General features: G+C 67.2%; 13 protein-coding genes. 8 read left to right on the forward strand and 5 right to left on the reverse strand.

Going from position 1 to position 14,480, the window contains the following annotated elements; all coding sequences use genetic code 11:
- Window positions 1-132: 132 nt before the first annotated feature.
- The 6 genes from ACZK3W_RS20780 to ACZK3W_RS20805 all read left to right on the forward strand — a co-directional run bounded on the left by ACZK3W_RS20780 (window position 133) and on the right by ACZK3W_RS20805 (window position 7,547).
- Window positions 133-1,287: an SIS domain-containing protein gene (locus ACZK3W_RS20780; RefSeq protein WP_125895461.1), complete on the forward strand. Its 1,155-nt coding sequence runs from the start codon at window positions 133-135 to the stop codon at window positions 1,285-1,287.
- Window positions 1,280-2,218, forward strand: coding sequence for an ROK family protein (locus ACZK3W_RS20785; RefSeq protein ID WP_125895462.1), 939 nt, complete (start codon window positions 1,280-1,282; stop codon window positions 2,216-2,218). Before ACZK3W_RS20780 ends, ACZK3W_RS20785 begins: the two co-directional genes overlap by 8 nt.
- A gap of 16 nt (window positions 2,219-2,234) precedes the next feature.
- Window positions 2,235-3,569, forward strand: a complete 1,335-nt coding sequence (locus ACZK3W_RS20790) for a D-tagatose-bisphosphate aldolase, class II, non-catalytic subunit (protein ID WP_346485373.1) — start codon at window positions 2,235-2,237, stop codon at window positions 3,567-3,569.
- Window positions 3,570-3,602: 33 nt separating this feature from the next.
- The gene (locus tag ACZK3W_RS20795; RefSeq protein ID WP_012512390.1) at window positions 3,603-4,379 is read left to right on the forward strand and encodes a DeoR family transcriptional regulator; all 777 of its coding nucleotides are present in this window, start codon (window positions 3,603-3,605) and stop codon (window positions 4,377-4,379) included.
- The gene (gene nagA / locus ACZK3W_RS20800; protein ID WP_125895464.1) at window positions 4,376-5,503 is read left to right on the forward strand and encodes an N-acetylglucosamine-6-phosphate deacetylase; all 1,128 of its coding nucleotides are present in this window, start codon (window positions 4,376-4,378) and stop codon (window positions 5,501-5,503) included. The genes ACZK3W_RS20795 and nagA overlap by 4 nt, the downstream gene beginning before the upstream one ends.
- Before the next feature lie 241 nt (window positions 5,504-5,744).
- Window positions 5,745-7,547 carry an MFS transporter gene (locus ACZK3W_RS20805; RefSeq protein WP_125895465.1) on the forward strand — a complete coding sequence of 601 codons (1,803 nt, stop codon included), beginning with the start codon at window positions 5,745-5,747 and terminating at the stop codon, window positions 7,545-7,547.
- A 51-nt stretch (window positions 7,548-7,598) separates the two neighbouring features.
- On the opposite strand, the gene ACZK3W_RS20810 is transcribed toward ACZK3W_RS20805, so the two are convergent.
- From ACZK3W_RS20810 to ACZK3W_RS20830, 5 genes are all read right to left on the reverse strand, one after another.
- Window positions 7,599-8,015: a SecDF P1 head subdomain-containing protein gene (locus ACZK3W_RS20810; protein WP_219630880.1), complete on the reverse strand. Its 417-nt coding sequence runs from the start codon at window positions 8,013-8,015 to the stop codon at window positions 7,599-7,601.
- Window positions 8,016-8,065: 50 nt separating this feature from the next.
- Window positions 8,066-8,617, reverse strand: a complete 552-nt coding sequence (locus ACZK3W_RS20815) for an HdeD family acid-resistance protein (RefSeq protein ID WP_049461697.1) — start codon at window positions 8,615-8,617, stop codon at window positions 8,066-8,068.
- Between the two features lie 58 nt (window positions 8,618-8,675).
- Window positions 8,676-9,371, reverse strand: coding sequence for a ComF family protein (locus ACZK3W_RS20820; RefSeq protein WP_125895467.1), 696 nt, complete (start codon window positions 9,369-9,371; stop codon window positions 8,676-8,678).
- 97 nt (window positions 9,372-9,468) lie between these two features.
- Entirely contained in the window at window positions 9,469-10,131 is a 663-nt protein-coding gene (locus ACZK3W_RS20825; RefSeq protein WP_125895468.1) for a hypothetical protein, read from the reverse strand.
- Complete coding sequence (locus ACZK3W_RS20830; protein WP_125895469.1) at window positions 10,128-11,471, reverse strand: chloride channel protein; 1,344 nt, start codon at window positions 11,469-11,471, stop codon at window positions 10,128-10,130. Before ACZK3W_RS20830 ends, ACZK3W_RS20825 begins: the two co-directional genes overlap by 4 nt.
- Before the next feature lie 341 nt (window positions 11,472-11,812).
- Here ACZK3W_RS20830 and ACZK3W_RS20835 point away from each other — a divergent pair, with 341 nt between their 5' ends.
- Window positions 11,813-13,219 (forward strand): hypothetical protein, encoded by a 1,407-nt coding sequence (locus ACZK3W_RS20835; RefSeq protein WP_125895470.1) that lies wholly within the window; start codon window positions 11,813-11,815, stop codon window positions 13,217-13,219.
- A gap of 158 nt (window positions 13,220-13,377) precedes the next feature.
- Complete coding sequence (gene bioB / locus ACZK3W_RS20840) at window positions 13,378-14,421, forward strand: biotin synthase BioB (protein ID WP_125895471.1); 1,044 nt, start codon at window positions 13,378-13,380, stop codon at window positions 14,419-14,421.
- The last annotated feature ends 59 nt before the right edge of the window (window positions 14,422-14,480 follow it).

Genomic DNA, 14,480 nt, shown 5'->3' on the forward strand with positions numbered 1-14,480 from the left:
GCTCGTTCTTTCGTTTTTCGGAGCACTCCACGGCGGGAAAAGTCATCCCCCCATTTTCTTTCTTTTTACTTTCGCTATTTGACATTTCGAAAGAAAACACAGATGGTGCGCTGGCCCAACTGGAACCTCCGAATGGACGTCACCCTGCTTTCCGATGTGTCCGCCTGGCAGCGCCTTGGCGGAGCCGATACCGCTACCGAAATCGCCCAGCAGCCTGCGCTGTGGGACGCCCTCGCACAGGACCTGTCGCGTGCCCGCGACCGCCTGCAGGCCTTCCTCGGCGACAGCCTCAACGATCCCAACCAGCGCGTGCTGTTCACCGGCGCCGGCAGCTCCGGTTTCATTGCCGAAATGGTGGCCGATGCCATCAACGCGCAATGGCCGGCCGATGTGCGCGTGGTGCATACCACCAGCCTGCTGACCCACCCGGCGCTGTACCTGCAGCGCGAGCGCCCGACCCTGCTGGTCTCGTTCGGCCGCAGCGGCTCCAGCCCGGAAAGCGTGGCGGCGGTGGACCGCGTGCGCAGCGACGTGGATGACGCGCGCTTCCTCGACATCACCTGCAATGCCGATGGCGAACTGGCCCGTCGTGGCGCCGGCCGTGCCGATACCTGCACCCTGCTGATGCCGTCGGCCAGCTGCGACCGCGCCTTCGCCATGACCAGCAGCCTGACCTGCATGCTGCTGGCCGCACTGACCGTGTTCGACCGCTCGCCGTGGGATGCGCGTGTGGCGCGCCTGAAGCAGATCGCCGCGCTGGCCCGCGAAGGCCAGGCGCAGTGGGATGCACCGGTGGCGGCGCTGGCACAGCGCCCGTTCAACCGCATCATCTACCTCGGCAGCGGCCCGCTGGAAGCGCTGGCACGCGAGTGCGCGCTGAAGGTGCTGGAACTGACCGCCGGCCGCGTGCTGGCGCTGGCCAACACCCCGCTGGGCTTCCGTCATGGTCCGAAGTCGACGCTGGATGGCAACACCCTGGTGGTGGTGCTGCGCAGCGTGCAGCCACTGGCGCGCCGCTACGAACAGGACCTGCTGGAAGAACTGCGCCGCGATGGCGTGGCCGGCCAGGTGCTGGCAATCGGCCCGCATTCGGACATCGGCGCCGACGACGAGTACACCCTCACCGTACCGGCACTGGATGATCCCTGGCTGGCACCGGTGTGGCTGGGCTTCGCGCAGCTGTTCGCGCTGCAGCGCTCGGCTGCGCTGGGCCTGACCCCGGACAACCCGTTCCCGGACGGCACCGTCAACCGCGTGGTCAAGGGCGTCACCATCCACCATGGCTGAGCTGATCGCCCACGCCTGCTACGGCATCGACATCGGCGGCACCAAGATCGAGCTGGTGGCGTGCGATGCGGCGATGCAGGTCACCTGGCGCCGCCGCGTGGCCACGCCGCAGGGCGACTACGACGGTTTCCTGCAGGCGGTGGTGACCCTGGTCGCCGAGGCCGATGCCGCGCTGGGCCGCAGTGATGCGGCGATCGGCATCGCCCTGCCCGGCGTGCGCGACCGCCGCAGCGGCCGCCAGCTCAGCGCGAACGTGCCGGCGTTGACCGGCCACAGCGTGGCGGCCGACCTGCAGGCGCGCCTGCAGCGGCCGCTGCATTTCGGTAACGACCTGCAGTGTTTTGCCCTGTCGGAAGCACACGGCGGTGCCGCTGACGGCTACCCCAGCATGTTCGGCGCCATCCTCGGCACAGGCGCGGGTGGTGGCTTCTGCCTGCACGGCCGCCTGCTGTCCGGTTTCAACGGGCTGGCCGGCGAATGGGGCCACTGGAGCGTGCCCGGTCATCTGCTGCAGCGCCACGGCCTGTCGCTGATCGACTGCGCCTGCGGCCTGCAGGGCTGCGTGGAGCGCTATGTGTCCGGCAGTGGCGTGGCGATGATCGAGCGTCACCTCGGTGGCAGCGCCGCCGACGCCAGCGCGGTGATCGCGCTGGCCGAAGCCGGCGATGCGCGCGCGCGCAAGGCGCTGGACATCCATCGCGACCTGCTCGGCCACAGCCTGGCCGCGCTGGTGCTGGCGCTGGACCCGCACGTGATCGTGCTCGGCGGCGGTCTTTCGCAGTACGCGCCGCTGTACCAGCAACTGCCCGACGCCATCGCCGCCCATCTATTCAAGGGTGTGCAGGTGCCACCGATCGTGCCGCCACGCTTCGGCGATGCCGGTGGCGCACGTGGTGCTGCCCTGCTCGCCTGCCAACCCTCGTTTTCCTGATGTCCGGAGCCTGACCATGTCCCCGTTGCAGACCCTGCTTGCCTCCCACCGCGCCGGTGCCAACGTCGGCCTGTACAGCGTCTGCTGCAGCAACGAGCAGGTGCTGCGCGCGGCCATGCACGTGGCGCTGGCACACGGCACCGTGCTGCTGATCGAGGCCACCTCCAACCAGGTCGACCAGTTCGGCGGCTACACCGGCATGACCCCGCCGCAGTACCGCGATTACGTGGGCACGCTGGCCGATGAGGAAGGCTTCCCGCGCGAACGGCTGATCCTGGGCGGTGACCACCTCGGCCCGAATGCCTGGCAGAAGCGCCCGGCCGCCGAAGCGATGACCCACGCGCGCGTGCTGATCGAAGCCTACGTCGCCGCCGGCTTCCACAAGATCCACCTGGACTGCAGCATGTCCTGCGCCGATGACCCGGTGCCGCTGCCCGATGCCATCGTCGCCGCGCGTTCGGCCGAGCTGGCCGAGATCGCCGAACGTACCGCCGCCGAGCACGGCCTGCCGCCGCCGGTCTACGTGATCGGTACCGAAGTGCCGATTCCCGGTGGCGAAGCCTCGCTGGCCGAAGGCCTGCAGGTAACCACGCCGGCCGCCGCCGCACAGACCCTGGCCATCCACCAGCAGGCGTTCGACACGCCGCAGCTGCGCGACGCGTGGCAGCGCGTGATCGCGATGGTGGTGCAGCCGGGCGTGGACTTCGACCACAGCAGCGTGCACGAGTACGACGCGACCGCCGCCAGCACGCTGGCCGGCTTCCTCGAACAGCAGCCGCGCATCGTGTTCGAAGCGCATTCCACCGACTACCAGCGCGAAAGCGGCCTGCATGCACTGGTGCGCGATCACTTCGCCATCCTGAAGGTCGGACCGGCGGCGACTTTCGCCTATCGCGAGGCGCTGTTCGCGCTGGCCGCGATCGAGGCCGAGCTGCTGCCGGCCGCGCAGTGCTCGCGCCTGCCGCAGGTGCTGGACGAGGTGATGCTGGCGCAGCCGAAATACTGGCAGTCCTACTACCAGGGCGATGAGGCGGCGCTGCGCCTGCTGCGCAGTTACTCCTTCAGCGACCGCTGCCGCTACTACTGGGGCGAGCCGGCGCTGGTGCAGGCGGTGCAGACACTGTTCGGCAACCTGGAGCAGCACGTGCCGCCGCTGGTACTGCTCAGCCAGCACCTGCCGGAGCAGTACCGCGCCGTGCGCGAGGGCAGCCTGGCCAACACCCCCACCGCCCTGGTGCAGCACCGTATCGGCCTGTGCCTGGGCGAATACGCCCGCGCCTGCAGCGCCAACCAGGCCGGCCCCCGCACGCAGAATGCGGGCTCGGCTGCCGGCGTTCCTGCGAACGGCTAATCTCTACCTTTTCCCGCGAAACCGAGAATGGCCATGCGCAACACCCGCTCCCGCCGGCAACAGATCCTGCAGCTGCTGATCGAGCATGGCTCGGTGCAGGTGGCCGATCTGGTCGAGCGCTTCGGCGTGTCGGCGGTGACCATCCGTGCCGACCTGACCCACTTCGAGTCGCAGGGCCTGGCCAACCGTACCCATGGCGGCGCCACGCTCGTTCGTACGCCGCCGCAGGAACAGGACATCCACGAGAAAGACGCGCTGAACCTGCCGCTGAAGGAATCGATCGGTGCGCGCGCTGCGCGCCTGGTGCAGCCCGGCGACAACATCATCATCGACTCCGGCTCGACCACGATGACCCTGGCCCGCCACCTGCGCGCGCATCGCGACGTGACGGTGATGACCAACGGCCTGAATATCGCCTGGGAACTGGCCAATGCCGCAGGCATCACCGTACTGCTGACCGGTGGGCTGCTGCGCCAGCAGTCGCTGTCGCTGCAGGGCAGCCAGGCCGAGGCCAGCCTCAATTCGTACAGCTTCGACACCCTGTTCCTGGGTGTGGACGGCCTGGACCTGCAGTTCGGCCTGACCACCCACGACGAGGCCGAAGCCCGCCTCAACCACCGCATGGTCGAGCGTGCGCGCCGCATCGTGGTGCTGACCGACGCCTCCAAGTTCGGCCGCGTCAGCCTGCACCGCATCGCCCTGCTGGATCAGATCCACGCCATCATCACCGACGCCGGCATTGACGACGCAACCCGTGAGGGGCTGCAGCGGCTGGGCATCGAAGTGATCATCGCCGAGCCCGCCGCATGACCGACACCCGCACTCTGCATGGCCGCATCCTCACCCCGCTGGGTTGGCGGCGCGGCCACGTCCACTTCGATTCGCAGGTGCGCCAGCTGCAGGTGGATGACCACAGCGGTGCTGACGACCTGCAGCTGCCGGTGATCCTGCCCGGCTTCATCGACCTGCATGTGCATGGCGCGGCCGGCGTGGACCTGATGCAGGGCGGCGACGTGGCACGCACCATCGCCCGCACCCATCTGCGCTTCGGTACCACCACGCTGCTGGCGACCACCATGACCGCCGGGCTGGACGAGATCGAGCACGCGCTGCAGGGCGTGGCCGCCACCATGGCGGCACCCGATGCAGACGCCGCCAGCATCGTCGGTGTGCATCTGGAAGGACCGTTCATCAGCCCGCAGCGTCTGGGTGCGCAGCCCAACCGCACGATCGAGGCGACGCTGGCACTGGTGCAGCAGCTGCATGCGCTGGCTCCGATCCGGGTGATGACGCTGGCCCCGGAAATCGGTGAGCACACCGCGCTGATTCCCGCGCTCTCGGCGATGGGCATCCGCGTGCAGCTAGGTCACAGCGCCGGTACCTACGAGGAAGGCGTGGCCGCGCTGCAGGCCGGTGCCTCCGGCTTCACCCACCTGTTCAACGGCATGACCGGCGTCGATCACTATCGCCCGGGCATTGCAGCGGCGGCGTTGGCACATGCGCAGTACGCCGAGATCATTCCCGACCTGCAGCACATCCACCCCGGCGTGATCCGCCTGGCCGCGCGCGCGATCCCGCGCCTGTACGCGGTGACCGACGCCACCGCCGCCACCGGCATGCCCGATGGCGAGTACGCGCTGGGCGAACAGCGCGTGCACAAGTGCGGCGGCTGCGTGCGCCTGGCGACCGGTTCGCTGGCAGGTAGTGCACTGACCATGGACCAGGCGCTGCGCAACCTGGTGCAAGTGGGCCTGGAGCTGGCCGATGCCTCGCAACGTGTTTCCACCTTCCCGGCGGACTACCTGGGCCTGGACGATCGCGGCCGCATCGCGCCCGACGCCCGCGCCGACCTGGTGGTGCTGGACGCCGAACTGCGCCTGCAGCAGGTGGTGGTTGGTGGGCGGGTAGTCGATTTGAACGCCGCAAACGCCTGATATCTGCGTTTTTGTAGAGCCGAAGGCAATGGCAGGAGCCATTGCCAACGTCGCTTGCGACGGCCCGGAGGGTGCCGATCAGGACGATCGGCATAGCCATGCTCGGCTCACCGCGCGAAGCGCGGCATGGAGAACCTCAATATCGGAACGGAAAGCAGCCGAGCATGGCTCGGCTCTACATGAAGCGCGCAAGCGCAATGCCTCAGCCACGCACCATCCCCGTTATTCCAGGAATACGCCGATGACCGCAGCCGCCGCACCTGCCGTACCCGCTTCCACCGCTCCGCGCTGGCCCGTACGCTACCTGCTCTTCATCGGCGGCCTCGGTGGCCTGCTGTATGGCATCGACATCGGCATCATCGCCGGCGCCCTGCCCTATCTTGAAGCGACTGCCAGCCACGCGTGGCAACTCAGCAGCCAGCAGCTCGGTTTTGTTGTGGCTGCGGTGCTGCTGGGCAGTGTGTTGTCCTCGCTGTTCGCCGGCATGATTGCCGACCTGATCGGCCGCCGCGGTGCGATGCTGCTGGCCGGGCTGCTGTTCACCGCCTCAATCCCGATCATGGCACTGGCCTCGGGCTACACGCCCCTGCTGCTCGGCCGGCTGCTGCAGGGCATCAGTGGCGGCCTGATCGGCGTGGTGATTCCGCTGTACCTGGCCGAAGTGCTCAGCCCCGAGCGACGCGGGCGCGGCGCGGCCATGTTCCAGCTGCTGCTGACCGTTGGCCTGGTGCTGGCTGCCCTGATCGGCCTCTACCACGCGCACGCCGTGGATGCCGCCGCCGAAGCCGTGCGCTCACTGCCGGTCGCGCAGCAGGCGCAGGAGCTGTTTGCGGTGAAGGACCACGCCTGGCGCACCATCTTCTGGACCTGCCTGGCGCCGGGCCTGCTGTTCTGCGCCGGCATCTTCTGGTTGTCCGAATCGCCGCGCTGGCTGGTGCGTCGCGGCCGCATCGATGATGCGCGCCGCAGCCTGCAGCGCGTGCTGCCCGCTTCGGAGGTGGAGCCGACGCTTGCACAGATCCAGGCACCGGAATCGAGCAGCGGCAGCGGCAAGCGCGACCCGCTGCTCAGCCGCCGCTACGTGGTGCCTTTCCTGCTCGCCTGCGTAGTGCTGGCCTGCACCCAGGCCACCGGCATCAACTCGGTGCTGGCCTACGCGGTGAACATTCTCAACCAGGCGGGCCTGTCCGGCTCGGTGGCCAATGGTGCCGATGTGGCGATCAAGCTGCTCAATGCGGTGATGACCGTGGTCGCGCTGCTGCTGGTCGACCGCAAGGGCCGCAAGTTCCTGCTGATGCTCGGCAGTGGCGGCATCTGCGTGGCCCTGCTGGCCGCCGCCACCCTCTTCTTCCAGGCCGAACGCGGTCGCACCGACGTGCAGCCGCAGCTGCAGGCGGCGGTCAGCGGCGATGGCCTGCAGCTGGTACTGGACGATACGCAGTGGCAGCGCTTGGGCGCTGGCATCGACAGCGAAGGCCGGCCGATGCAGCTGACCGTCTCCTACGCCTACGGTGACTTCACCAACGTGCGCGCCCTGCGCAGCGACAACCTGACCGACCGCGAGCTGCGCATCGAGCGCGCCGGCACCGTGCAGCCCGACAGCGTGATCGGCGCGTTCTTCCGCAAACTGCACCTGAACCCGTTCGCCGATCCGGCCGCTGCAGCGCAGGCGCCGCTGCGCATCGAACAGGCCCGCATCGGCCCGGTACCGCCGCCGGCGCATGGCTGGGCGGTGGCCGCCTGCATCCTGGTGTTCGTCGCGTTCTTCGCGGTTGGCCCCGGCGTCTGTGTGTGGCTGGCACTGTCGGAGCTGATGCCGAACCGCATCCGCTCCAACGGCATGAGCATCGCGCTGCTGATCAACCAGTTCGTGTCGACCACCATTGCCGCGATTTTCCTGCCCACGGTCGGCCACTACGGCTATGCCAGCATGTTCGTGTTCTGGGCGGCGTGCACCTTCGTGTTCTTCCTGGTGGCCGCGTTCTGGCTGCCGGAAACCAAGGGCAAGTCGCTGGAAGAAATCGAAGCACGGTTCGCCCGGTAGCGGTCGACCTTGGTCGACCTCCGCGCGCAGCGCGGGTTCATGGTGCGCCCGTCATTCGCCGGTGATGTGCCTGGCCAGTTCCCGCGCTTCGGCAACGCTGGACAAGCCGCTCAGCATCATCGATTCGCCGAACGGCCCCTGCACCGTCGCCACCATCAGCACGCGGCCATCCACGCTGATCGCCGCACGCTGGCCCACCAGTGCCGCGGTGCCATCGTGGATGCGCTGATGCGCCTCCGGCCGATAGCGGATCTGCAGGCCCGGCTGCTTGCCTTCATCCAGCACATAGCGCACATCGGCAATATCCGCGCTGCCGGCAATCGGCGGCTCGCGCAGGGCGAGGGTCTCGCCCTGCCACTGCGCCGGCGTACCCTTGCCCGCCGCATCGACCGCACTCAGGCGCACGTCCACGCCGGGGCGTGGCGCATGATCCTTGCCTGCCAACGCACCGGGCGTAGCGCCCGGCATGCATCCGGTCAGGGTCAACGCCATGCCCAGCAACAGGGGAAGCGCAGCCTTCACTTCAGCTTCCGCAGCTTGAACGCCACCAGCACCTGCAACAGCCCGTACAGCAGGCTGCCGATGCCGATCCACAGCGTGGTCACCGCAACGCCCGCATACGGGTTGGCCGCGAACAGCACGCCCAGCACCACCGCCAGCACGCCACTGAGGATCAGCAGCCACTCGCCCTGGATCTGCTTGCGCACGCGGATCGCGAACACGATGCGATAGATGCCGGCCACCAGCAGCCACGCTGCCAGAAACAGCACCAGCACGCTGGCGGTGGCCAGCGGATTGATCACCGCCAGGATGCCGAAACCCAGCGAGGCGATGGCATACAGCGCCAGCCAGCCACGCGAGGCACCGCTGCCGCCGCTGACCAGTGCGAACAGGCTGATGACACCTTCAACGATGGCCATCACACCCAGCGTCCATGCCAATGCCATGGCTGCAGACAGCGGCCAGCCGATGGCGACGATGCCAAAGCCCAGCGCAACCAGCCCATACAGCAGGAGGATCCACCAGCTGCGCCCAACCGCCGACAACAAGGGAGACAAGGGGGAATTCATGGCCACTCCTTCGATCCGGAACCGGGCTCATCCTAGCCCCTGGTGATGAAGAGGGCGATCACGGCGCCCGCGCGCAGACCCATACCCGCACCTCGTCCGCTCCCACCCACCGCAGCGTCTCCGCAACCTCCATCACCGTGCTGCCGGTGGTCATCACATCGTCCACCACGGTCAGTCGCGGCGGCACCGGACCACGTACATCGAACGCATCGAACAGGTTTTCCCTGCGCTGTTCGGCCGTACGCTCGGACTGCGGCGCGGTATGCCGCCGCCGGTACAGCCCTTGCCAGACCGGCATCGGCAGCAACCGGCATAGCTCGCCCGCCTGGTTGTAGCCGCGCTGGCGCAACCGGCGATTGTGCAGCGGAACCGGCACCAGTGGCGGACACCACCAGGGCGGCGGCGCGCGCTGCATCAACTGCGCGAGCAGGCGACCGGCGGCGAGATCCTGATGGAACTTGTAGCGCACCAGCAGCTGGTCGACCGGTGGCAGGTACAGCAGGCTGGCATGGGTAGCGGCCTGCGGTGGCGCTTCCTCGCGGCAGCTGCCGCAGACGATCAGGGCGTTGTCGGGCAGCGGCAATGCACAGCGCAGGCAGGCGCGGCCGGCCCACGGCAGGTCGGCAAGGCAGGCGCGGCACAGGTCAAGATCATCGTGGCCCGGGTCGCCGCAGACCAGACACCGCAGTGGCAGGAGCACGCGAAGCAGCACTGCGGGCCAATCCGCCGGTAGAGGGAGGTAGGCAAGAGGCATACCCCAACCTGTCCGCGCAGCGATGCCGGAACCATCACCGGCAACCACACCGGACGGTCAGGAAAGCGGACGCAGTGCTGTCGGCCGTCTCATCGGGTCAGTCACGCAGCGATGCCCGCCAAGCCACCAGGGCGGCGGCGGCACGCTGGGTCCTGTACTCATCCGGATTGACGCCCATCTCATTGCGCGCCATGCCGGCAAGGGCCATACACAGTTCCTGTTCGCCTGCACCGCGCAGGAGCTGGGACTCGATGCGATCTGCATAGGCGGCGTACTCGCCACGGCAGTCCGGATTGGCCTGGATGCCTATTGGATCCCAAACATAGTGCAGGACTTCATCCACCGCTCGGCCCAGTGCACCGCGCCTGCGGTCTGCCGTCTGACCGACCTCCTTCCAGTGTGGCGTGTTGTGCAGTGCCTCGAACGGCATCGGCACCGGCGATAACAGGTAGGAGATACCGTCTTCGTCCTGCTTGACGTGCCAGACGCCAATTCCGACATCCGCCATGTGCTCCGACAGCGGGAAAACGAAGGCAGGCAGCCACAACAGCTCGATGCGGCCATCTCCCTGCCAGCCCAGTGCGGTGAACATCCCGGCTGCGGTCTCCCGGTAGGCCTGCGCGGCAGGCTCGCCGACCAGTTGCCCCGGATCCAGCATGAACACCCGGTTGTCGATGTACTCGACCACGCTGCCATGGAACTCGCGCAAGCGCTCGGGCGGGTAATCGATGACCTGTTCAGGGGCGATGGTGTAGCTCATTTCGTGAAATCCTTTCCGCTGGGAGGCGAGTGTGGCGCGACGGCGGGCATCATCAACAACTCCGCCAACCCGCGATAGATCGGCACGCGGCACACCAGCCCGGACACGCCACGAGCGATCAGCACCGTGGCCAGGATCGGCAGCAGCAGATCGCCGCTGTCGGTCAGCTCCAGCGAAATCACCGCCGAGGTCAGCGGTGCCTGGGTGACGCCGGTCAGATAGGCGCACATGCCTAACAGTACAAATGCACGCGGGTCCACGCCAGGCATCAACACCGCCAGGTTGTGGCCAAGGCCGGCACCGACCGCCAGCGCCGGCGAGAACAGGCCGCCGGGAATACCGGCCACGTACGATGCGAGATTGGCCAGCAGCTTCATCAAACCAAATTCATGGCCCACCATCGCCTGCCCCTGCACCAGGCTGCGCGCCTGTTCGTAGCCGGTGCCGAACGCACCTTCACCGAAGACCAGGGCCAGCAGTACCACCACCAGGCCGCAGCCTGCGGCCAACAGAACCGGATGTCGCTGCCGCAACTGGCCCAGCCAACGTGGGCGGCCCGCCGCACTCGCCAGCACCGCACGCGCGAACAAGCCTCCGAGCAGCCCGGCCACCACGCCACACAGCAGGATCGCCAGCCAGCCCTGGCCCAGCGGTAGCCGCGCGCTTACATGGCCGAAATAGGTGTAGTTGCCCAGCAGGCCCAGCGACACCACGCCGCCCACGATCACCGCGGTCAGCAAGGTGCCGGAGAAACGATGCTCGAAGCGGCCGCTGAGCTCTTCGATGGCGAAGACGATACCGGCCAACGGCGTGTTGAACGCCGCCGCGATGCCTGCCGCGCCACCGGCCAGCAGGAAGTGCGAGAGCTCGCGCGGGTCCTTGAAGCCGAACCAGCGGCCGAACAGGTACATCAGGCTGGCACCCACATGCACCGTCGGGCCCTCGCGCCCGACCGACGCGCCGCCAAGCAGCGACAACGAGGTCAGCAACAGCTTGCCGGCCGAGACCGCAGGCGAAAGATTGGTCCTGCGAAACAACTCATCCGGCTTGTCCAACGCGGCGATGACCTGCGGAATGCCGCTGCCCCGCGTGGGCTTCAGCACGCCCGCGGTCAACCAGGCCAACAGCGCGAAGATGCCGGGCGTAAGCAGCAGGGCCCACCACCGCGAGTGCGCGGTGATGCGCTGGAACAGATGGAAGGCCGCGTCGCTGGCCTTGGCGAACAGGATGGCCACCAGTGCCACGGCCACGGCGCCGCCCCAGAGCGCGGCACGGCGGCGCCAGGCCTCGCTGAGAACCAGCGCGGTGATGCGGCCGCGGAGGCGATGGAGATCAGTCATGGGGCAGAGTCTGCGCGCCAGCGCTTTGGTTGGGCAGCGGCCACTGTGGCCGAAGGCCTTGCAGGATGTGGTGAATACGCTCACGCGCCGGGAACCGCATGCTTTGGCAGCAATGGCATGCCGTCCCACATGCGTGAAGGCCGGCCGATTCCTGCCGGGTTCGTCCACCGCGCCTCGTGGAGGTAGCATTGCAGCCGCTGCCCTCTGGGGAGGGGTGCAGCTCCGCCGGCAACGAAAGGCCGCCACCGCTCGTCATCGCGGTAGCGCTTGCCAGCACCTGCGTGCCGACATCTGCGTGAATTGCTTCGTTCTCGACATCCTCAATGACAATGGAGTGTGAGATGAATGCCTACGACCCGCTGGATCACATCATCCATCTTCGTGATGGCACGCTGCAGGAATCAGACCTTCGCCGGATTGTCGGTCGCGCGCTGCAGGCTAGGTCACCTTCCGGAATCGTCATCCATGTACATGGCGGCCGCGTTTCGCAGAAGCGTGGACGGCGCATCGCAGAAACCCTGCATGACCCCTATGTGCGGGCACAGGCCTACCCCTTGTTCTTCGTCTGGGAAACGGGTGACATCGAAGCTCCGTTGAACAACCTGGGCGAGATCCTGGGTGCAGTACTCGCCAAACTGCTCTTCAGGAAAGTCCAGGACAAGATCCTTGAAAAGCTCGGCGGTGAACAGGCATTCACGCCCGGCATGAAGATCCTCAACGCCGCGCCACACGACGAGGAGAGCCTTTCGGCAGATCTCGCACAGGAGTTCGCTGAAGATCCCGAGGTGAACCAGGCCCTTGCCGAGGCCCGGGAGGATTACAGGGAGGCGACGCTGACGCCCGTAAACAAGATGCTGGCACATGAACCGCCAGCCGAACACGCGGCCATCGTCAACGAGCGCACGGCAATGGAACTGTTTGGCACTCCGTCACCCAACAAGGCCGTAGCATTGAACTGGATCGCGCTGGCCATCAAGGTGGCCAGACTGGTGATACGCGTTTGGCAACGCCAGCACAGTGGCCGGGGCCGGCCAGGTGCCGTCTCCGCCGTGATCGTGGAAGAAGTACTGCGAGAGTTCTATCTCGATGACGTGGGGCGCATCGGCTGGTGGAATCCCATGAAGAAGGATGCACAGGATTCATTCGACGGCCCGGCATCGGGTGGCGTCAGATTCCTGCGCGAGCTGCACAGGCAGTTGCAGTCCGAAGCCTCTGTTCCCCGCATCACGCTCGTCGGCCACAGCGCCGGCAGCATCTTCCTGTGCGAGCTGTTGGACCAGGCGGCGCAGATCCTTCCGGATCTGAAGTTCGACCTTATTCTCGAAGCGCCTGCGGTGACGTGTCGTCGGTTCGCGCGTGCCATCTCGAAGCACGAGGACCGAATCGGGAGGTTCCGGCAATTGGCGATGAAGGATGCCGACGAAGCCAACGAGCGCTCACTGTTCTTTCCCGGTTCGCTGCTCTACATCGTGTCCAACATCTTCGAAGATGCTGCCGATGAGCCTCTGCTCGGCATGGAGCGCTTCTTCACCCGGGAGAACGTCTATCGCAACTCTGCGGCGTGGGCAGACATCTCGGCCTGCCAGGCGTTCTTCGCCCGGAAGGGAAAAAGCGCGGTGAGCTGGTGGACCCTTGATGACCTCAATGCCGACCAGCGCGAAGGTTGGGGCCACGGCTACTTCGATGACGGTCCCTTCATCCTCGGCAAGGTGACCGCGTTGATCAGCGAAACACCGCACACGCCTTGATGCCGATCACTTTTCGCGCTCGACGACAGAAGCAACGCTCCGGGCGGGATCGCCCGGAGTGCAAACACTGTAAACCATGTGAACATGAATATTGTTGACAGCCTGCGCACGCCCACCCACACTGCCGCCCTCGCTCCACTCGTACCCAAGGTCCCGCCATGGCTGCCGCCATCCGCCACGACTGGCAACACGACGAACTGCAGGCGCTATTCGATCTGCCGTTCCCCGAGCTGCTGTTCCGCGCCGCAGCGGTCCATCGCGAGCACTTCGACCCGTCGCAGGTGCAGGTTTCCACGCTGCTGTCGGTGAAGACCGGCGGCTGCCCGGAAGACTGCGCGTACTGCCCGCAGGCGCAGCGCTACAGCACCGGGGTGAACGCGCAGAAGCTGATGGAGACCGACGCGGTGCTGGCCAAGGCACGCCAGGCCAAGGCCGCCGGTGCCTCGCGCTTCTGCATGGGTGCCGCGTGGCGATCGCCGAAGGACCGCGACATTCCGAAGGTGGCGGCGATGATCGCCGGGGTGAAGGCACTGGGCCTGGAGACCTGCGCCACGCTGGGCATGCTCAGCGGCGAGCAGGCGCGTGCGCTGAAGGATGCGGGCCTGGACTACTACAACCACAACCTCGACACCGCGCCGGACTACTACGATTCGATCATCCACACGCGCCAGTACCAGGACCGTCTGGATACGCTGGAGCACGTGCGCGATGCCGGCTTGAAGACCTGCTGCGGTGGCATCGTCGGCATGGGCGAGACGCGCGCGCAGCGCGTCGGCCTGCTGCTGGCGCTGGCCTCGCTGCCGGCACATCCCGATTCGGTGCCGATCAACAAGCTGGTACAGGTGGCGGGCACGCCCCTGCATGGCAGTGCCGAACTGGACCCGTTCGAGTTCGTGCGCATGATGGCGGTGGCACGCATCGCCATGCCGCGCTCGATGGTGCGGCTGTCGGCCGGGCGCGAAGCCATGAGCGACGAACTGCAGGCGCTGTGTTTCCTTGCCGGTGCCAATTCGATCTTCTACGGCGACAAGCTGCTGACCACCGGCAACCCGGAGAGCGAGCGCGACCTGGCGCTGTTCGCGCGGCTGGGACTGCAGCCGATGTCGGTGCAGGTGGATGCCGAGGGCCACGACCACGGCGGCACCGTGCACGCCGATATCAGTGCCGATACGCCCGGCTGTGGCTGCGCTCACGCGGCCTGAGACGGGCCGCAAGCAGGCGCCGCGGCAACGCGCTACCCTAGCCGCCCCGTCGACGCATT

The organism is Stenotrophomonas sp. 80084_Sma (assembly GCF_056481995.1).

Coding starts and splice junctions, on each gene's coding strand:
- ACZK3W_RS20780 (WP_125895461.1), top strand. CDS start 133: ATGGACGTCACCCTGCTTTCCGATGTGTCCGCCTGGCAGCGCCTTGGC.
- ACZK3W_RS20785 (WP_125895462.1), top strand. CDS start 1,280: ATGGCTGAGCTGATCGCCCACGCCTGCTACGGCATCGACATCGGCGGC.
- ACZK3W_RS20790 (WP_346485373.1), top strand. CDS start 2,235: ATGTCCCCGTTGCAGACCCTGCTTGCCTCCCACCGCGCCGGTGCCAAC.
- ACZK3W_RS20795 (WP_012512390.1), top strand. CDS start 3,603: ATGCGCAACACCCGCTCCCGCCGGCAACAGATCCTGCAGCTGCTGATC.
- nagA (WP_125895464.1), top strand. CDS start 4,376: ATGACCGACACCCGCACTCTGCATGGCCGCATCCTCACCCCGCTGGGT.
- ACZK3W_RS20805 (WP_125895465.1), top strand. CDS start 5,745: ATGACCGCAGCCGCCGCACCTGCCGTACCCGCTTCCACCGCTCCGCGC.
- ACZK3W_RS20810 (WP_219630880.1), bottom strand. CDS start 8,015: ATGCCGGGCGCTACGCCCGGTGCGTTGGCAGGCAAGGATCATGCGCCA.
- ACZK3W_RS20815 (WP_049461697.1), bottom strand. CDS start 8,617: ATGAATTCCCCCTTGTCTCCCTTGTTGTCGGCGGTTGGGCGCAGCTGG.
- ACZK3W_RS20820 (WP_125895467.1), bottom strand. CDS start 9,371: ATGCCTCTTGCCTACCTCCCTCTACCGGCGGATTGGCCCGCAGTGCTG.
- ACZK3W_RS20825 (WP_125895468.1), bottom strand. CDS start 10,131: ATGAGCTACACCATCGCCCCTGAACAGGTCATCGATTACCCGCCCGAG.
- ACZK3W_RS20830 (WP_125895469.1), bottom strand. CDS start 11,471: ATGACTGATCTCCATCGCCTCCGCGGCCGCATCACCGCGCTGGTTCTC.
- ACZK3W_RS20835 (WP_125895470.1), top strand. CDS start 11,813: ATGAATGCCTACGACCCGCTGGATCACATCATCCATCTTCGTGATGGC.
- bioB (WP_125895471.1), top strand. CDS start 13,378: ATGGCTGCCGCCATCCGCCACGACTGGCAACACGACGAACTGCAGGCG.